The sequence below is a fragment of the Bradyrhizobium sp. CCGB12 genome (assembly GCF_024199845.1).
Taxonomy (GTDB): domain Bacteria; phylum Pseudomonadota; class Alphaproteobacteria; order Rhizobiales; family Xanthobacteraceae; genus Bradyrhizobium.
On the sequence record NZ_JANADO010000001.1, the window covers coordinates 1,964,578 to 1,980,949 of the forward strand.

A 16,372-nucleotide genomic window follows, 5' to 3' on the forward strand; every position below is an offset into this window, starting at 1 on the left:
ATTCTTTAGTTGCTGCAAAGAACGTGGATGCCCGGGACAAGCCCGGGCATGACGACCTCGAATGCCTCACGCCTTGTCGGCCGTCTTCTTCGGCGCCAGCGCCTGGTCGATCGCAAAGCCGCCGATCTCGCTCATCGCCTGCGAGATCACGTCGCCACGTCTCGCAAAACCGCTCGACAGATAATCAAACTGCGTCCGCGCCAGCCGCAGCACCTCGATCGGCACGGAGACCACGGTCTCGTTGAAACCGTCGACGGAAGTGCGCAGCGTATCGAGCTCATTCGTTAGCTTGCCGATATGGCTTTCGGCATCCTGCATGATCATGAGTAGCTTGCCGCGCTCGGCATCGAAGGCGGCACGTTCGGCGGCGGCGGCCGAGGTGACCTCGGCCAGTTGCGCCCGTAGCGCCTCGATCTGCCCGACCATGGCGTCGGAGGCGAGTTCGGCGGCCTTGCGCAGCTCGGTGCTGCGCGTGTTCTCGTCCTGCTGCTCGTGATAGAGCCGCTCGGCCGACATCGCCCGCTGTGCCAGCGACTCGATAAGGCGTGCTGCACGCAGCAGCATCTCGCCGTTCCGCCCCGACACCATGCTGGCCATGCGCCGCAGGAAGTCGATGGTTGCGGACGATGAGTTCGGCGGCAGGGGGACGACCGTCGCGGACATCTGAGTGATGATTGCGTGATGCTTGAGCCAATGACCACCGCCGTACCGACTGGGCTCACGCAACATTCGGCGCCTGATCGTGAGCTAGGAGCAAGCCTGAATCGGCTGGCCCGGTCAACCGGGCCGGGTCACCAAATTTTGGGCAGCGCGCGGGGATCAGGCGCTTCTCTGCCGGCCGATCCGGCCGAGATGGGTGAAGCCGAATCCTGCCGAATATTTCAGGCCATAGCCGAGCGCCCGGTCGATGCCGATATGGGCGAGCCAGATCAAGGCGATGGACAGAGTGAGGGGCGAGGCGAGGCCGAAGCCTAGCGTCAGCAGCATCACCGGGGCCATGTAGCTGTGGGCGGCGTTGTACACCAGCGCGCCAAACCGCGCGTCGGAGAGGTACGCCAGGAAGCTCAGATCGGGGGCGAAGAAGAGCAGGGCAAACACCAGCCAGGAGCCGCCCCAGGCCGCGTAGAGCATCACCATGCTCAAGAACAGGGTCAGGCCCTCCAGCCGCAGCACGATGTTGACGCCGCCTGTCGCAGCTCCGGTCTCGGCAGCTTCCTCGTCCATGGTCGTCTCCCAGGCAAAACGTTGTAATTCCTTGCGCTTTCACGCTGCGGCAGGGCAGCCCTGCGGCGCTGAAAGCCGCTTCCCGGCTCGCAAAATGCCGTGTTAGAACCCCGGCAATCGCATTTAGGCTAAGAACTGGCGGGAGCAAATGAAACATATCCTGGACGCCCTTGAAGATCGTCGTGCCGGCGCAAAGCTCGGCGGCGGGGAGAAGCGCATCGAGGCGCAGCATGCCCGCGGCAAGCTGACCGCGCGCGAGCGCATCGAGCTGTTGCTCGACAAGGGATCGTTCGAGGAGTTCGACATGTTCGTCGAGCACCGCTCCACCGAGTTCGGCATGGAGAAGACCAAGGTGCCGGGCGACGGCGTCGTCACGGGGTGGGGCACCGTCAACGGCCGCAAGACGTTTGTCTTCGCCAAGGATTTTACGGTGTTCGGCGGCTCGCTCTCGGAGACGCACGCGCTGAAGATCACAAAGCTCCAGGATATGGCGATGAAGGCGAGGGCGCCCATCATCGGCCTCTATGATGCCGGCGGCGCCCGCATCCAGGAGGGCGTCGCCGCGCTCGCCGGTTACTCCTACGTGTTCCGCCGCAACGTGCTCGCCTCGGGCGTGATCCCGCAGATCTCCGTCATCATGGGCCCCTGCGCCGGCGGCGACGTCTATTCGCCTGCGATGACCGACTTCATCTTCATGGTGAAGAACACCAGCTACATGTTCGTCACCGGCCCCGACGTGGTGAAGACCGTCACCAACGAGGTGGTCACCGCCGAGGAGCTCGGCGGCGCCTCGGTGCACGCCACGCGCTCCTCGATCGCGGACGGCGCCTTCGAGAACGACGTCGAGACGCTGCTGCAGATGCGGCGCCTGATCGACTTCCTGCCGTCGAACAACACCGATGGCGTGCCGGAATGGCCGAGCTTCGACGACATCGGCCGCGTCGACATGTCCTTGGATACGCTGATCCCCGACAATCCGAACAAGCCCTATGACATGAAGGAATTGATCCTCAAGGTCGTGGACGAGGGCGACTTCTTCGAGATCGCGGACGCCTTCGCCAAGAACATCGTCACCGGCTTTGGCCGCATCGCGGGCCGCACCGTCGGCTTCGTCGCCAACCAGCCGATGGTGCTTGCCGGCGTGCTCGACAGCGATGCGTCGCGGAAAGCGGCGCGCTTCGTCCGTTTCTGCGATGCCTTCAACATCCCGATCGTCACCTTCGTCGACGTGCCGGGCTTCCTGCCGGGCACCGCGCAGGAATATGGCGGCCTGATCAAGCACGGCGCGAAACTCTTGTTCGCCTACTCGCAGTGCACCGTGCCGCTGGTCACCATCATCACCCGCAAGGCCTATGGCGGCGCCTTCGACGTCATGGCTTCCAAGGAAATCGGCGCCGACATGAACTACGCCTGGCCGACCGCCCAGATCGCGGTGATGGGCGCCAAGGGCGCGGTCGAGATCATCTTCCGCAGCGACATCGGCGACCCCGACAAAATCGCCGCGAGAACCAAGGAATACGAGGACCGCTTCCTGTCGCCATTCATCGCAGCCGAGCGCGGCTATATCGACGACGTCATCATGCCGCACTCGACGCGGAAGCGCATCGCGCGGGCGATGGCGATGCTGAAGGACAAGAAGACGGAAATGCCGGCGAAGAAGCACGACAATTTGCCGTTGTGAGATGGAGATGAGCGTAGCGACACCGGGTCTTGTCCCTGGTCCCGCATTTCGCTTCGCTCATGCGGGCTACTGGTTTCTTCTGATTTGGCATCCTTGATCCAATGACCGAAGACGATCCGACCGACGAAATCTCCGACATCGAAGATCGGATCGAGGCGCTCGCCGAGATCGCCGAGCGATGCCGGAAATACATCCTGGCGTCCAAGATCGCGATCGGCGGCGGCGCGGCGCTGCTCGTGGTCACGATGCTCGGCCTGCTCGGGACAGGTCAGACCGCCGCGCTCGGGTCGATCGCGCTGGTGCTGGGCGGGATCGTGTCGCTGGGCTCGAACGTCAGTACCTTGCGGCAGACCGACTCCGCGATCAGCGCGGCGGAGGTGCGCCGCCTGGAGTTGATCGGCAGGATCGATCTTCGTCTGGTCGCTGATACGCCCATGAAGCTGATGTGAAGCGGCTTGCAATCGCCTGCCGCAGGCCTACCATGACTGGCGTTGGACCCTTGAAGGAGCGCAGCCATGGAACTCACCGTGGTGCCCATCGTCAAGCCGGACGCCACCAACTTCATCTTCGGCCAGTCGCATTTCATCAAGACCGTGGAAGACCTCCACGAAGCGCTGGTCGGCGCGGTACCGGGCATCCGCTTCGGACTGGCCTTCTGCGAGGCCTCCGGCAAGCGGCTCGTGCGTTGGTCGGGCAACGACGAAGCCGCTCTCACGCTGGCGCGCGACAACGCATTGGCCATCGGCGCCGGACACACTTTCCTGATCTTCCTGGGTGACGGATTCTTTCCGGTCAACGTGCTGGCTGCCGTGCGCGCGGTGCCGGAGGTCTGCCGCATCTTTTGTGCGACCGCCAATCCGACACAGGTCATTGTCGCTCAAACCGACGTCGGCCGCGGCGTGCTCGGCGTGGTGGATGGCGCCTCACCGCTGGGTGTCGAGGCCGACGCGGACATTGCGTGGCGGAAAGACCTGCTGCGAACCATCGGCTACAAGCTGTAGCGACCGGATACCGGTCATCGATCGATTCCGTTCGTTGCGGGCAAGCGGTCGCCGCAAATTTGCGTACCTCGTGGAGGAGATCATGAAGGTCTTGCTGCACGTGCTTGCCATGGTTGTCGCGGCGTGGGAGGCGGTCGCGCAGGGCACCCCGCAGGACGACCAATGCGTCCGCGAACGCGCCGCCATGGTCGAAACCATCCGGGCCTATGCCCGGTTCGCCGGAAGTAGCTTGGGTATGCAAGGCCTGCCGGAGAGGGTGCTTGAGGCGATGGCACAAACCAAACGCCATCTGTTCATACCTGAGCGATCCTGCTCGATCGCATACGCCGACAGCCCGGTACCGATAGGCCTAGGCCAGACCATATCGCAGCCCTACATCGTGGCCCTGATGACAGCGTTGGCCGAGGTCGCGCCCGATCACGTTGTGCTCGAAGTCGGCACGGGTTCGGGCTACCAGGCCGCCATCCTTGCGCGCCTGGCGCGAAAGGTCTGCACCATCGAGATCATCCCGCAATTGGCCGAGACCGCCACGAAAACACTGAGAGATCTCGCGTATAACAACGTCAGCGTCAGGCTCGGCGACGGCTACGATGGCTGGCCCGAATGCGGTGCGTTTGACGCCATCATCGTGACGGCCGCGCTCGGGCATGCGCCGCCGCCGTTGATCGAGCAGCTCAACGTGGGTGGTCGACTCGTTATGCCGGTGGGAGCTGGTTACGCCAGTCAGCAGCTCACGATCGTCGAAAAAATTGCACCCGGCAAGACGACGACGCGCGCCGTTGCCCTCGTGCGATTCGTTCCCTTTACGCGTTCACAGAACTAGATGCGCGCAACGGTCGAGTTCGCGCAGGATGGGTTGATCGAAACCCATCCTGCGCGGCGCGTGACTTCACTTAAGCAGCCTTGTTCTGCTGCTTCATGGCCTCCGTCGCACGCTTCTTAAGCTCGGCCGGAGATACATCCTCGATACGGGTGCCGATGTGCCACCGGTTGCCCGCCGGATCCGTCACGCCGCCGCTGCGGTCGCCGTAAAATTGATCGGCGGGCTCCATCACCGATGTGCCGCCGGCCTTGAGCGCCTGCTGATAGACTGCATCCACGTTCGGTACGTAGAGATAAAGCATCGTGGATGTTGCTTGTGCGCGCTCCGAGGAATCGGAAATCATGACGATGGAATTTCCGATCTTGAACTCCGCATGTCCAACCTTGCCATCCGGCCGCATCAGCGGCTCGAAGACCGGTTGGGCTCCAAAAGCGTCTTTCATGAAGTGGATGATCTTCTCCGCACCATCGACGACGAGATAGGGCGTGACGGTGTGGTATCCCTCGGGAACCGGTTTTACTTTGGTTGCCATGGCTGTCTCCTCTGGTTTGATGGATTTGATCCATGCAGGACGACCCAGCCCGCCTCGTAGTGCGTCCGAAATCTTCGGCCCGGTCTTTGAACAAAGTATGACAGCCGGTGCGCCCCGCTCCGACGCATCACTGCCTGTCCGCTGCTTGTCGCGGGGCGCCCGACCCACCTATGGTCGGCTATTGCGTGCCGCATCGGCCGCGGCGAAATGCGCCATCTGGTCCTGGTGGGCTTTTGCGAACGATGGACGGGCCGTGGCGCGCGCGACGTAGTCGCGGCAGGCCGGATGTTCCGCCAATCCGTCGAAGCGATCGACCAGGCGCAGCACGTCCGCCATCAGGATGTCGGCGACGGAGAACGAGCTTGCCAGCCATTCGCGCCCCGCCAGCACCGGCTCCATGTGCTTGAGCCGAAGCTTGACGAAATCGTCCACGAATTTCCACGCCGCCGTGTCGGTCGGATGGCCCATGAACTTCGACAGCGCCCAGGGCAGGCTGGCCATCTCCACCGAATTGAGCGCCGCGAACACCCATTCCGTCGTTTCGCTGCGACCGCGCGGATCTGGTGGCATCAGCCTGTCGCTGCGCTCGCCGAGATGCAGCAGGATTGCGCCGGTCTCGAAGATCGAGAGCCCGCCATCGGTCAGCCACGGCACCTGGCCGAACGGCTGGTGCGCGAGATGCGCAGGCCCCCGGTCGTCGAACGGCACGCTCGCGACGCGATAGGGCAAGGCAGCTTCTTCGAGCGCCCAGCGCACACGGAGGTCGCGCACGAAGCCGCGCGGGGGTGGGGGAACCCAGTCGAAGGTGGTCAGGGTGAGGTCAGGCATGCGGTGTCTCCGTGCTGTCTGGGCAGAGGACGGATGAAGGGCGGGCATTCCGACAGGAGGAGATGTTTTTTCTCCAAGCGCAGAGGCCGTAGGGTGGGCAAAGGCGGGTTTGCGCCGTGCCCACCATCTCTTGGCTTGCGACAGAATACGTGAGCACGCTTCGCTTTGCCCAACCTACGGGGCCGGCAGGTTTCGCTTATTGGCCTAGCTTCGCCAGCTTGCCCTCCTTTGCCGCTTCAACCGCGCGCTCCGCGTCCTCCCGCAGCAGCAATCGCTCCGCCACCTGCCGCGCGGCCTCGCGTCGGACCGCCGCCACATACGCTCCGTCATCCGCATAGCGCTCCGCAATCGACAGCCTGGGATCGTGCACTTCCTTTCGTGCGGCCTCGGTCGGCGCGAACGGCACCACGGTGCCCTGCAGGGGATAGAGAGCCGTCGGCCCAAAGCCCTGCGCGCGCGGATTCCATCCGGTGTAGGTCGCGCGCGGCACGGCGAGCGCAAGCTGGCGAACGCCTGATATGGCCATGCCGTCGTCATCCGCCTTCGGGACGAACACGGGATAGCGGCCGATTTCCTTGGGCGGCAGCACGCTCTGGTCGGAGAAGGCGGCGAGTGTGTGGATGCAGGCGTAGGGCAGCCCGGGAATGTCTGCCGGCACCGCGCGTTGCGCCGATACCAGCGTGCCGTGAGCGCGCATCGGGATGCGGCTTGCCGGCGGCTTCGTGCCGTCGCTGATCCAGGCGTTGAGGTCGGTGAGCAGCGCGCGCATCGGCATGCCCGCATGCATCGGGTTCTGCGGCAGCGACATCGCGGGCACGCCCTTGCGCATCACGTCCGCAGCTTCGGCGAAATGCGGCGTGCCTGCGATCATGTAGGCGCGGACGTTGTCGGGGAGGTCGAGGTGGTTGCCGGCGAGATCGGTGACGAGCAGCGAGGCGTGCGAAGCCCACCATTCGTGCTCGCTGTCGGTCTGCATCACCTTGGGGCAGGTCGCCGAGAGCGCGCAGCGGCGCAAGAGGCCGTCGGTCTTGCCGGAATAGGGATCGCTCAGGCTCGCATAGGTGAAGGGGAAGAGATCGGCCTGCCACGCCGGATCCTGCGGATGGCGCGGGTTACGGCCGGGCTGGCCGAAGCGGACGTTGGTTGCCATGCGCCGCGTGCCGGCGACGTGCGGCATCAATCCGTCGAAAACCATGCGCCCCTGGAGGTCCTCGTTGAAGCCGAGATAGAGGAAGTCGCGCAAGAAGCGGCCGGATTGCGAGACGCCGAAGCCGATGGTGCGGCTGACCGACGGATGCAGGCCGCTCAACAGCGGGTTCGCTTGCGACTCGTCGTGGCGCAGAAAACTGACGACGTCGCGCACGGCGGCAAAGCCCATGCCGAGCGGCACCGGATCGCGCGCGGTGTAGGTGATCTCGTAGAGCGCGCCGGCGTCAAAACCTTCGGGCCGGGCGATTTCCACCGTCACGGGATCGACGAGCTTTGCCGAGAGACCGGGCGGCATCTGCCGCGCATCGGCCCAGGCCGCTCGCACGGTGACGTTGAGACTGGCGGCATCGGCGGCCGGCCAGGTCAGCGTCGCGCGCGCCGGATTAGTCGTGTTGTCGAAGATTGCCTCTTCGCGCGCGGGGCCGGTGACGCCCTTCAGCACCGGCGCGGCAAGCGCGAGCTGTCCCGGCTTGGAGGAGATGTCGCCCTGCCAGCCGACCCAGACCATGGTGTAGCCTTGGCGGTGCAGGAAGCCGATGCCGGCGTCCTCGGCCTTGTCCGCATTGTTGGCGCCGGGCTGCGCGGAATCGTCGAACAGTTGCGGTGCGAGCTTGCGGCCGCGATTGGGCACCTCCAGCAGCAGCGTGCCGTTGCCATGCGCGGGATCGCTCGGCCGCAGGATCACGACGTCAGCGGTGGCCTCGACCTTGCCGTCGGCGCCACGTGGCGCCAGTGCGAGATCGGTGATGACGGCGTTGCGGTCGTCGGACGGGTTGAGCGCGAGGGTCGCGCGCGCGGTGATGCGCTCATAGGTTCCGACATTGCCGAAGCTGCGGCCGGCAAAGGCGGGCACGCGTTCCAGGATGTCGAAGCGGACGATTTCGGCGGGCGAGGCCGCAGGCCACAAGCAGGTGATCGCAACGAGACCTGAGATGATCCTGCGCATGGCCGTTCCTTCCCTATTGGCGTGACGGAAAAATCCGTCTCGCGGGCTTTTTGTTGCTGCCACTATAACCGGGTATGCTGAGGCCAAACAACAGGAGGAAATCCGATGCCATCAGCGTACTTCGTCGTCCGCGCCACCGTGGCCGATCCCAACAAGCGCGCCGCGTTCGACAGATGGTACGAGACGGAACATCTGCCGGATGCGGTGAAGGCGTTCGGTGTAGTCAAGGCCTGGCGGTTCTGGAGCTTGGACGATCCCTCGCTGCACCAGGCCATGTATCAGTTCGATGACGAGGCGAGGCTGGCTGCGATGCTGAAGGGTGATGCGTTGAAGCGCCTGACGGCCGACTTCAACCGCGACTGGCCCGACGTGACGCGCACGCGCGAGACGCTGGTGCTCGCGCAGGAGTTCGGAACGTAGCTGCGATCGTAGCCCGGATGGAGCGCAAGCGTAATCCGGGATTCTTGCATGACGCTACGTCGGCCCCGGATTGCGCTTCGAGGCTGGGCAAGTATTTGTTTGGGCGCGGCTTACGCGGCATATCGGAAAATTGGACGGATTTGGGCTCGGATTGGCGCTGGAGCGGGCCGTATCCGGGTGATGATGTCGGTGATGTCGGTGATGGCGTTGAGCAGCAAGAGTGCCAAATGCGGAAGCCGGCTTGCCAGATAGGCCATGAAGGCGTCGAGGCCGAGAATGCTGAGGACTCGGGAGAAATTGTAGCAAAGCGCCATCAGGCTCCATTCGCCACAGACTTTGTCGAAGCCGCGGACGAGGAAGTGGCGGTAGCCGGCCCGGCATTTGATGGTGCCGAAGGGGTGTTCGGCGAGTTCGGCGCGGCGGCGCATCTGGGCCTCGGCGCCCTGCATCCGCGCGCGATGCCGATCCAGCACCGCTTCATGCTCCCAGCGCTGGACGGTGCGCGTCGGGATCTTGACGGTGACACAGCGCGCGCGCAGCGGGCAGGCGTCGCAATCTGACTTGCGGCTGACATACCTGATCTCGATCCGGTTGCCGTTGGTCTTGCGACCGTCCGTGGGACGCAGCTGCTTGCCGGCGGGACAGCGATAGACATCCGCTTCGGCGTCGTAGGCGAACGCCTCATGGCTGATGCGATCCTGCGCTTCGAGCCGCGTGGTTCGCTTGGCCAGCGGAACGTAGGCGGCAATGCCGTTCTCCTCGCAGTCCTTGAGCGTATGGCCGTTGTAGTAGCCGGTATCGGCGAGAACCGTCAGCGTCTCGACGCCAAGCTCGTCCTTTGCGGCCTTGGCCATGTCGTAAAGCTGGCCGCTATCGTTGCCGTCGTTGACGACCTCGCTCGCCGCGATCAGAGCGTGCTTGTCGTCGACGCCGATCTGAACGTTATAGCCTGCCACCACCTGGCCGTTCTTCGACAACAGGCGGGCATCCGGATCGGTTCGCGACAGCTGCGTCTGCCCGCTCTCCTCCAGTCGTGCCAGATCGGCCTGCAAGCTGGCGCGCTTGGCCATCAACGCCGCCACCTCTTGTGCGAGGTCTCCGCCGCGACTGCCATCGCCTCCGCCATCCCGCCCCGCGGGTGGACGTTCCACCTCGGCGCTGTCGTTGGCCTCGAGCGTGGCACCATAGGCTTCAATATCCTGCTCGATCTCCGCCAGCCGCTTGGCGAGCTTGCGCTGCGTTTTGATGCTCGCCTTGCTGGCGTTGCCATCAAAAAACGCACCGTCGATCGCCACAACCTCTCCGCCAATCAGACCGAGTTCGCGCAGCATCAGCACAAACTCCCGGTTCACCGCCTTGAGCGTCTTCCAGTTCTCCTGGCGGAACTTGGCGATGGTGCGATAGCCCGGCACCAGGCGCTTCATCAGCCAGATCAGTTCCAGATTGCGCCGGGCTTCGCGCTCCAGGTTGCGCGACGACCGGATCCGGTTCAGGTAGCCATAAAGATAAAGCTTCAGCAGGTCGGCCGGGTCATAAGGTGGCTGTCCAGCCCCGCCGCTCGATCCGGCATGGCGGAAGCCAAGCTTCCCGAGGTCAAGCGCTGCAACAAAAGCCTCGATCACCCGAACCGGATTGTCGCCGGCCACATAATCTTCCACCCGCGCCGGCAGAAGGCTCGGCTGATCCCGCCTGACGCCGGTTTTGAAGGTACGATTCGTCATGCCGAATCCTACCTTCACTCGATGTTAGAATCTTGCCCAGTCTCTTCGCTTCATCCGGGCTACGAAGAATTGTCCGGGAATCTGAACGCGCGATTCAGCTTCGGTTCATGTCGCGACCGCGAAACTTCCTCTGCATCACAGGCACGCTGATCCAAGAAGGAAGAAATCATGGAGCGCCGGAACTTTTTGAAACTTGCATTGGGAGTGACGGCGGGAGCCGCTGCCTTTGCCGCGACTGCGCAGGCCGCGCCGCTGTCCCCGCAGCCGGTCGGTGATCCCGCCCGCATGCCGCAAGGCAATTCCGACGCTCATCCCGCGGTCACCACCAGCGAGGAAGCCGCCAAGTTGACGCCCGAGCAGGTTCATTGGCATGGGCGCCATCGCGGCTGGGGCCACCGTCATTGGCGCCGGCATCGCCGGCGCTGGCACCGCCGTCATCACTGGTAAGGTCGCGACAGTTCGCGGATGGGACGGGGATCGCCGCTGGCGGTCCCTGTTTCGTTTCTGGAGGAGGCTCCGCCTTCCATGGCGGACGAATCGTCGGCGGGGGCGCCAAACGAAAATGGCCGCGCAAGCTCATGCCGCGCGGCCATTTTGCTATGTGAAAGGGTCAGATCGGACGGCAGCGGCCGGCGTACCAGCGGAAGCCGTAGGGGCACACGCGCGCGCGGGGCACCACGACGACCGGAGCCGGAGCGACCACCACCGGGGCGGGACGCACGACGACCGCGCCGCGCATCGGACGGCAACCGCCATAGGCGCCGCGATACCAGCCCGGGCCGCAGCCGCCGGCGGCGCTGGCCGCCTCGCTGAAACCGACGACCGCGCTGGCGAGCATGACGGCAGCGAACAGATATTTCATTTGATCTTCCTTCTCGTCCTTGGGGCAGGCTTAGGGGGATGGCGCTTGCGGCGCACAATGAATCAAGAGATACGATTCGACACGTTAAAATTGGAGAAACATGCCGACACGTCGCGATCCAAACCTGCCAATCATGACCTGAATGCGGCATGAACGTTCCCCGCATACGGCCTCAGGCGACGGCGATGGCGCTAGAGACCGTTCAGATGAATCTGAATGGTCTCTAGATTCTTTGGCTTTGACGCGTTTTCTTGTCGCGAACCGGTATCCACTTCGCTCGAAAACGCTCTAGCGGCCAAGAAAGCCCAGCACCAGCTCCCTGTACTTCTCCGGCGCCTCCAGGAAGACGAGATGGCCGGTGTCCGGTATCACCTCGGCTCGCGCGTTCGGCATCTTCGCGGCCAGTGCCTTCGCCAGTTCGGCGTTCTGCCCCATCTTGGCGCGCAGCGCCTCCGGCGCGTTCGGTCGTCCTGGCGCGTTGTGGTCGTCGGCGCCCATCACGAACAGCGTGGGCAGGGTGATGAGCGGGATCTCGTGCGCCACCGGTTCGCGATAGATCATCTGGCCGGAGTTGACGAAGGCGCGCAGCCAGCGCGGATAGTCAGGGCTGCCCTTGATGTTGAAACGGGCATCGATGAACGGGGTGATCGCCTCCGGCGGCAGCTTGATCGCGTAGTTGGTCTGGAGCTGCTTGCGATAGCCCTCCGCGGTGAGCTTGTCCTCGGTCTCGATCATCTTTTCCGTCGGCGTCGGCGGCACGTAGAGGCGGTAGTCCTCGAGTCCGATCGGTGCAGTCAGCACCAGATGGGCGACGCGGTCGGGGTAGGCGCGGGCGATGCGCACGCCCAGCATGCCGCCGAGCGAATGGGCGACGATCTCGGCCCTGTCGATCTTGAGGTGATCGAGCAGCGCGATGGTGTTGCGCGCCAGATTGTCGAAGTGGAGCTCGCCGGCCGGCTTGGATGATTTGCCGAAGCCGATCTGGTCCGGCACGACGACGCGAAAGCCGGCCTCGCCCAGCATCTTGATCACGGGCGCCCAGTAGCTCGACGGGAAATTGCGCCCGTGCAACAGCACCACGGTGCGGCCGTTCGGCAGCGCGGGTGCCACGTCCATATAGGCCATGCTGAGCTGCTCGCCGTCGTTGACCAGCGGCAGGAGGTGTACGGGATAGGGATAGGCAAAGCCTTCGAGCGCGATGCCATAGGGTTCGCGCGGCGCGGTGTCGGCAGCGTTGGCGAAGGAGAGCGGGGCGGTGAGGAGGACTGCGGCGAGCGCGGCCGGGAGGATGCGGTTCATGGGGGTCTCGTGTTTGGAGCCGTCATTCCGGGGCGCGCGCAGCGCGAGCCCGGAACCTCGAGATTCCGGGTTCGGCTCTGCCGAGCCGCCCCGGAATGAGGGAGGCCATAAACGCGCGGATGGCCGGGTCAAGCCCGACCATGACGAGACCATCCATTCACACGCAAACGTGCGATTTCACGCAGCTTGCGTGATCAATCCTTCCCGTCGCCGAACAGCGCGGCGAACTGCTTCTCGCCGGCGCGGGTGAAATTCACGACGCGGCTGCCGGGGGTGGCATCGCGCGCGGCCCATTTGAGTTCGGCGAAGCGCTGCATCATCGCGGCGCCCAGCGTGCCGGCGAGATGGTGCCGCCGCTCACTCCAGTCGAGGCAGGCCTTGCATACCGGCCGGCGAGGATGGGTGAGCATATCAGGCGAGATCTGCAAATGCTTGGCGAGGAAGCGCTCGCCCTCGGCCGTGAGCTCGATCTCCTGCTTCTTCTGCCTGACCAACTGCCGCGCCCGCATGGTGTCGAGCATCTGCACGCCGAGATCGCCGGCGAGATGGTCGTAGCAGATCCGCGCGCGCCGCAGCGCCGGATCCTTCGGGCCGGTGCGCACCCGCATGTGGCCGGTCCGCGCGGCAAGCCCCGCCAGGCCCTCGAGCACACCGGCGACGTCGTCATCGGTGAGGCGATAATAACGATGCCGGCCCTGCTTCTCCGGCTCGACGAGGCCGCCGGCCTCGAGCTTCGAAAGGTGGGAGCTCGCGGTCTGCGGCGTAATGCCGGCCTCCTGCGCCAGCTCGCTCGCGGTCAGCGCGCGGCCGTTCATCAGCGCGGTGAGCATGTTGGCGCGGGCGGGATCGCCGACCAGCGAAGCGACCATGGCGATGTCGGGACCTGATTTCATGCTTCGATGGTAGCCGAAGCATCGCGGTCGGGCAAGCGCGTAGCGTGTTGCCACATCGTCGTTGCGAACGAACGCCGAAGCAAAATCCACCGCGGATTCCTCATCCTGAGGAGCGCGCCCTTGCGCGCGTCTCGAAGGATGAAGGCCTGGCCGGTGGCCTCGCCCTTCGAGGCGCGCGTTCCGCGCTCCTCAGGGTGAGGATCTGGTTTCGGTGATTGCGTTTGTGCAACGACGATGCGGAAACACAGGAGCCATCATGTCCGTCACCGTCTTCATCCGCTACCAGCTCGATCCGTTCAAGCGCGCGCAGTTCGAGGAATACTCGAAACGCTGGCTCACCATCATCCCGAAATGCGGCGGTGACCTGATCGGCTATTTCATGCCGCATGAGGGCACCAACAACATTGCGTTTGCGCTGATCACCTTCGAGAGTCTGGCGGCGTATGAAGCCTATCGTGCGCGGCTGCGGCAGGACGCGGAAGGCATAGCGAACTTTCATTTCGCCGAGGAAAACAAGTTCATTCTCGCAGAAGAGCGCACCTTCCTGCGTAAGGTGGTATTGTAGGCCACGACATCGTTCGCAGGAGACCGCCCATGATCGCCGTGATCTTCGAAGTCTGGCCGAAGCCGGAGCACCGCCAGGACTATTTCGACCTCGCGGCCGACCTGAAGCCACTGCTGCAAACCATCGACGGCTTCATCTCGGTCGAGCGCTTCGAAAGCCTGACCGAGAAGGGCAAGATCCTGTCGGTGTCGTTCTGGCGCGACGAGACGGCGGTCGAGGCCTGGCGCAACACGATGGAACATCGGCGCACCCAGGCCAAGGGCAGGGCGAAGATATTCGCCGACTATCATCTGCGCATCGCCAGCGTCATCCGAGACTACGGCATGACGGATCGAGACGAGGCGCCGAAGGACAGCCGTGCGGTGCACGACGCCGGTTAGCCGCCAGCACTATTCAATCTATGGTGGACATCTTGCACAGGTTGTGAGATGTCTATGCCGCGCTCGTCATTTTATTTGGAGCGCGTGCAGTTGATAGTTTGAAATTGATTTCAATCCGCCCCTTTTGATGGGCGGTCAAAATGCGCCGAGCGTCAGAGCGAGGTGTTTGATATGACCATTTTTGTTGGGCCTCCGTCCCTTGCCATTCGAAACAAGCCGATCACGAATGAACTGAGAAGCGTGTTGAACACCGCCGCTGAAGCTGCAGGTGTCGACACAATCCGGATTACGTCGGGCGGACAGGATGCGCTCGGTCACGGCACCCGCCGCACCGGATCCACCCGCCACGACCTCGGACGCGCGGCCGATTTGCAATGCGTCGTCGGTGGTCAGGCGCTGACGTTCACCGACGAAGCGGCTCCGCCGGGCATCTTGCGTTTCGTGATGGCCGCGGCTGCAGCTGGCGCCATCGGCATCGGCGCAGGCGTCGGCTACATGGGCAACCGGACGATCCACGTCGGCTTCGGCACCTCCGTCAACGACCACAACAGGCTGACCTGGGGGGTCGGAGGCCGATCGGCCACCGCCCCGCAATGGTTGCGCGATGCGGCGCAGGATGGCTGGGATGGAGGAGGGCCCATGTTGCCGCCGGCGTCGGCTGACGAAGCCATTCATCCCGGGCGTTACGCGGTGATGGCGCGCGACGGCCTGAAGCTGCGTGGTGGCCCGGGCACGAATTTCGGGTCGGACAGAACGCTGCCCGCTGGGACCGAGCTGAAGGTCGTCGCCGTCTCCAACGTCGATCCCGCCTGGGTCCGCGTCGATCTCGAGGATGACGGTCTGCTCGACGGTTACGTCTTTGCAGCCTTTCTCGCCGCGGTCGAAGCTGCGCCGGCTTGAGACGACTGACGAGGCCCATCGATTCCATGTTCAGCGACGGAGTTCATCATGGTGAGCGTCGACGATATCAGGTGGTTCAAGCAGCATTTTCGCACGCAGATCGAGGCAGCCTTGCCGGGCACGCCCCTGGACGTCGACATGATCGTTGCGATCGCGTGCCAGGAAACGGGCTACATCTGGTCCGTGCTCCGCAAGAAGAACCTTCCGCTCGATCGTGTCCTCGCGCTCTGCGTCGGCGACACCATCGATTTCCAGGGGCCGGGCAGGGGACGGCAAGCCTTCCCGCGCAACAAGGCGCTCCTGCTGGCCGAGACCAATGGGCAGGGGATGTTCGACATCGCACGCGATGCCCTGGAGCAGATGTCAGCCTTCGTCCGTGGCTACGAGCGTGCCGTCGCCAATCCTGACAAGTTCTGCCACGGATTTGGAGTGTTTCAGCGCGATCTTCAGTTCTTCAAGGACGATCCGGACTACTTTCTCGAACGGCGCTACGAGAATTTCGCCGATACGCTCGCGCAATGCCTTGGGGAATTGAGGCGCGGGCTGAAGAAGCTCGGCTTTCAGTCGAGGACGAGCCTGACTGATCTCGAATTCTGCGCGGTCGCCATCGCCTACAACACCGGTGGCTTCAATCCGGCGAAAGGTTTGAAGCAAGGCCACAAGGATGACAGCGGGAAATATTACGGCGAGCAGATCTTCGACTTTCTGACGTTGTCGCGGACGGTCGACGGCGCTGAGGTGTTGGCGCCGGGACGTTACGTCGTGATGGCCCGCGGCGGCCTGAAGCTGCGTGGCGGCCCGGGGACGAACTTTGCCTCGGAAAAGACCCTTCCGCTCGGCAGCGAATTGGACGTCGTCGAGACCAGCAGCCTGGATTCGACCTGGGTGCGGGTGGACCTGGAAGGCGACGGCCTTCTCGACGGTTACGTGTTTGCAAGCTTCCTCTCGCCGGCCCAGCAACATATGGCCTCACGAGAGGACGTCCCCGAGCCGGCCTGACGCGGTCGGTTCGTCGAGCGTAGTCCGCCGCCATCTTTGGTGGACGAAGAAACACACGAGCTGCGGCGCACTGGCGGTCGTCGCTGCGC

General features: G+C 64.1%; 19 protein-coding genes. 10 read left to right on the forward strand and 9 right to left on the reverse strand.

Annotated features, from left to right (window positions below):
* Nucleotides 1–66: 66 nt before the first annotated feature.
* The gene (locus tag NLM27_RS09360; protein WP_254143040.1) at nt 67–663 is read right to left on the reverse strand and encodes a hypothetical protein; all 597 of its coding nucleotides are present in this window, start codon (nt 661–663) and stop codon (nt 67–69) included.
* A 156-nt stretch (nt 664–819) separates the two neighbouring features.
* Complete coding sequence (locus NLM27_RS09365) at nt 820–1,224, reverse strand: DUF4260 domain-containing protein (RefSeq protein WP_254143041.1); 405 nt, start codon at nt 1,222–1,224, stop codon at nt 820–822.
* 148 nt (nt 1,225–1,372) lie between these two features.
* Between NLM27_RS09365 and NLM27_RS09370 the strand changes: the two genes are divergently transcribed.
* From NLM27_RS09370 to NLM27_RS09385, 4 genes are all read left to right on the forward strand, one after another.
* Nucleotides 1,373–2,905 (forward strand): acyl-CoA carboxylase subunit beta, encoded by a 1,533-nt coding sequence (locus NLM27_RS09370; RefSeq protein WP_254143042.1) that lies wholly within the window; start codon nt 1,373–1,375, stop codon nt 2,903–2,905.
* A gap of 101 nt (nt 2,906–3,006) precedes the next feature.
* Nucleotides 3,007–3,354: a hypothetical protein gene (locus NLM27_RS09375; protein WP_254143043.1), complete on the forward strand. Its 348-nt coding sequence runs from the start codon at nt 3,007–3,009 to the stop codon at nt 3,352–3,354.
* A gap of 66 nt (nt 3,355–3,420) precedes the next feature.
* Nucleotides 3,421–3,906 (forward strand): adenosine-specific kinase, encoded by a 486-nt coding sequence (locus NLM27_RS09380; protein ID WP_254143044.1) that lies wholly within the window; start codon nt 3,421–3,423, stop codon nt 3,904–3,906.
* A gap of 82 nt (nt 3,907–3,988) precedes the next feature.
* Entirely contained in the window at nt 3,989–4,729 is a 741-nt protein-coding gene (locus NLM27_RS09385; RefSeq protein ID WP_254143045.1) for a protein-L-isoaspartate(D-aspartate) O-methyltransferase, read from the forward strand.
* Between the two features lie 70 nt (nt 4,730–4,799).
* Here NLM27_RS09385 and NLM27_RS09390 read toward each other — a convergent pair whose 3' ends face one another.
* The 3 genes from NLM27_RS09390 to NLM27_RS09400 form a co-directional block, all read right to left on the reverse strand.
* On the reverse strand, nt 4,800–5,261 hold the full coding sequence (locus NLM27_RS09390) for a glyoxalase/bleomycin resistance/extradiol dioxygenase family protein (RefSeq protein WP_254143046.1): 462 nt from the start codon (nt 5,259–5,261) through the stop codon (nt 4,800–4,802).
* Nucleotides 5,262–5,429: 168 nt separating this feature from the next.
* Nucleotides 5,430–6,089, reverse strand: coding sequence for a glutathione S-transferase family protein (locus tag NLM27_RS09395; protein WP_254143047.1), 660 nt, complete (start codon nt 6,087–6,089; stop codon nt 5,430–5,432).
* Between the two features lie 196 nt (nt 6,090–6,285).
* A complete protein-coding gene (locus NLM27_RS09400) occupies nt 6,286–8,244 on the reverse strand; it encodes an alpha/beta hydrolase domain-containing protein (protein ID WP_254143048.1) in 1,959 nt (652 codons plus the stop codon).
* Between the two features lie 105 nt (nt 8,245–8,349).
* Here NLM27_RS09400 and NLM27_RS09405 point away from each other — a divergent pair, with 105 nt between their 5' ends.
* Nucleotides 8,350–8,664, forward strand: coding sequence for a hypothetical protein (locus tag NLM27_RS09405; RefSeq protein ID WP_254143049.1), 315 nt, complete (start codon nt 8,350–8,352; stop codon nt 8,662–8,664).
* Between the two features lie 110 nt (nt 8,665–8,774).
* Here the strand turns inward: NLM27_RS09405 and NLM27_RS09410 are convergent, their stop codons facing one another.
* The gene (locus tag NLM27_RS09410) at nt 8,775–10,385 is read right to left on the reverse strand and encodes an IS1182 family transposase (RefSeq protein WP_254142551.1); all 1,611 of its coding nucleotides are present in this window, start codon (nt 10,383–10,385) and stop codon (nt 8,775–8,777) included.
* Nucleotides 10,386–10,553: 168 nt separating this feature from the next.
* On the opposite strand from NLM27_RS09410, the gene NLM27_RS09415 reads away from it, so the two are divergent.
* Nucleotides 10,554–10,832, forward strand: coding sequence for a twin-arginine translocation signal domain-containing protein (locus NLM27_RS09415; RefSeq protein ID WP_254143050.1), 279 nt, complete (start codon nt 10,554–10,556; stop codon nt 10,830–10,832).
* Between the two features lie 163 nt (nt 10,833–10,995).
* Here NLM27_RS09415 and NLM27_RS09420 read toward each other — a convergent pair whose 3' ends face one another.
* The 3 genes from NLM27_RS09420 to NLM27_RS09430 form a co-directional block, all read right to left on the reverse strand.
* Complete coding sequence (locus NLM27_RS09420) at nt 10,996–11,247, reverse strand: GCG_CRPN prefix-to-repeats domain-containing protein (protein ID WP_254143051.1); 252 nt, start codon at nt 11,245–11,247, stop codon at nt 10,996–10,998.
* A gap of 288 nt (nt 11,248–11,535) precedes the next feature.
* A complete protein-coding gene (locus NLM27_RS09425) occupies nt 11,536–12,546 on the reverse strand; it encodes an alpha/beta fold hydrolase (protein ID WP_254143052.1) in 1,011 nt (336 codons plus the stop codon).
* Nucleotides 12,547–12,740: 194 nt separating this feature from the next.
* Complete coding sequence (locus NLM27_RS09430; protein WP_254143053.1) at nt 12,741–13,439, reverse strand: winged helix-turn-helix domain-containing protein; 699 nt, start codon at nt 13,437–13,439, stop codon at nt 12,741–12,743.
* 256 nt (nt 13,440–13,695) lie between these two features.
* Between NLM27_RS09430 and NLM27_RS09435 the strand changes: the two genes are divergently transcribed.
* From NLM27_RS09435 to NLM27_RS09450, 4 genes are all read left to right on the forward strand, one after another.
* Nucleotides 13,696–14,004, forward strand: coding sequence for an NIPSNAP family protein (locus NLM27_RS09435; RefSeq protein WP_254143054.1), 309 nt, complete (start codon nt 13,696–13,698; stop codon nt 14,002–14,004).
* Nucleotides 14,005–14,033: 29 nt separating this feature from the next.
* The gene (locus NLM27_RS09440) at nt 14,034–14,384 is read left to right on the forward strand and encodes an antibiotic biosynthesis monooxygenase (protein WP_254143055.1); all 351 of its coding nucleotides are present in this window, start codon (nt 14,034–14,036) and stop codon (nt 14,382–14,384) included.
* 171 nt (nt 14,385–14,555) lie between these two features.
* Nucleotides 14,556–15,284 (forward strand): SH3 domain-containing protein, encoded by a 729-nt coding sequence (locus NLM27_RS09445; protein WP_254143056.1) that lies wholly within the window; start codon nt 14,556–14,558, stop codon nt 15,282–15,284.
* 48 nt (nt 15,285–15,332) lie between these two features.
* A complete protein-coding gene (locus NLM27_RS09450; protein ID WP_254143057.1) occupies nt 15,333–16,283 on the forward strand; it encodes an SH3 domain-containing protein in 951 nt (316 codons plus the stop codon).
* Nucleotides 16,284–16,372: the final 89 nt, after the last annotated feature.

What these genes read in the sequence shown, in the direction of transcription:
- NLM27_RS09425 (WP_254143052.1), bottom strand. Translation starts at nt 12,546, where the DNA reads ATGAACCGCATCCTCCCGGCCGCGCTCGCCGCAGTCCTCCTCACCGCC.
- NLM27_RS09450 (WP_254143057.1), top strand. Translation starts at nt 15,333, where the DNA reads ATGGTGAGCGTCGACGATATCAGGTGGTTCAAGCAGCATTTTCGCACG.
- NLM27_RS09415 (WP_254143050.1), top strand. Translation starts at nt 10,554, where the DNA reads ATGGAGCGCCGGAACTTTTTGAAACTTGCATTGGGAGTGACGGCGGGA.
- NLM27_RS09400 (WP_254143048.1), bottom strand. Translation starts at nt 8,244, where the DNA reads ATGCGCAGGATCATCTCAGGTCTCGTTGCGATCACCTGCTTGTGGCCT.
- NLM27_RS09445 (WP_254143056.1), top strand. Translation starts at nt 14,556, where the DNA reads ATGACCATTTTTGTTGGGCCTCCGTCCCTTGCCATTCGAAACAAGCCG.
- NLM27_RS09395 (WP_254143047.1), bottom strand. Translation starts at nt 6,089, where the DNA reads ATGCCTGACCTCACCCTGACCACCTTCGACTGGGTTCCCCCACCCCCG.
- NLM27_RS09435 (WP_254143054.1), top strand. Translation starts at nt 13,696, where the DNA reads ATGTCCGTCACCGTCTTCATCCGCTACCAGCTCGATCCGTTCAAGCGC.
- NLM27_RS09430 (WP_254143053.1), bottom strand. Translation starts at nt 13,439, where the DNA reads ATGAAATCAGGTCCCGACATCGCCATGGTCGCTTCGCTGGTCGGCGAT.
- NLM27_RS09390 (WP_254143046.1), bottom strand. Translation starts at nt 5,261, where the DNA reads ATGGCAACCAAAGTAAAACCGGTTCCCGAGGGATACCACACCGTCACG.
- NLM27_RS09360 (WP_254143040.1), bottom strand. Translation starts at nt 663, where the DNA reads ATGTCCGCGACGGTCGTCCCCCTGCCGCCGAACTCATCGTCCGCAACC.
- NLM27_RS09385 (WP_254143045.1), top strand. Translation starts at nt 3,989, where the DNA reads ATGAAGGTCTTGCTGCACGTGCTTGCCATGGTTGTCGCGGCGTGGGAG.
- NLM27_RS09370 (WP_254143042.1), top strand. Translation starts at nt 1,373, where the DNA reads ATGAAACATATCCTGGACGCCCTTGAAGATCGTCGTGCCGGCGCAAAG.
- NLM27_RS09440 (WP_254143055.1), top strand. Translation starts at nt 14,034, where the DNA reads ATGATCGCCGTGATCTTCGAAGTCTGGCCGAAGCCGGAGCACCGCCAG.
- NLM27_RS09380 (WP_254143044.1), top strand. Translation starts at nt 3,421, where the DNA reads ATGGAACTCACCGTGGTGCCCATCGTCAAGCCGGACGCCACCAACTTC.
- NLM27_RS09375 (WP_254143043.1), top strand. Translation starts at nt 3,007, where the DNA reads ATGACCGAAGACGATCCGACCGACGAAATCTCCGACATCGAAGATCGG.
- NLM27_RS09420 (WP_254143051.1), bottom strand. Translation starts at nt 11,247, where the DNA reads ATGAAATATCTGTTCGCTGCCGTCATGCTCGCCAGCGCGGTCGTCGGT.
- NLM27_RS09405 (WP_254143049.1), top strand. Translation starts at nt 8,350, where the DNA reads ATGCCATCAGCGTACTTCGTCGTCCGCGCCACCGTGGCCGATCCCAAC.
- NLM27_RS09410 (WP_254142551.1), bottom strand. Translation starts at nt 10,385, where the DNA reads ATGACGAATCGTACCTTCAAAACCGGCGTCAGGCGGGATCAGCCGAGC.
- NLM27_RS09365 (WP_254143041.1), bottom strand. Translation starts at nt 1,224, where the DNA reads ATGGACGAGGAAGCTGCCGAGACCGGAGCTGCGACAGGCGGCGTCAAC.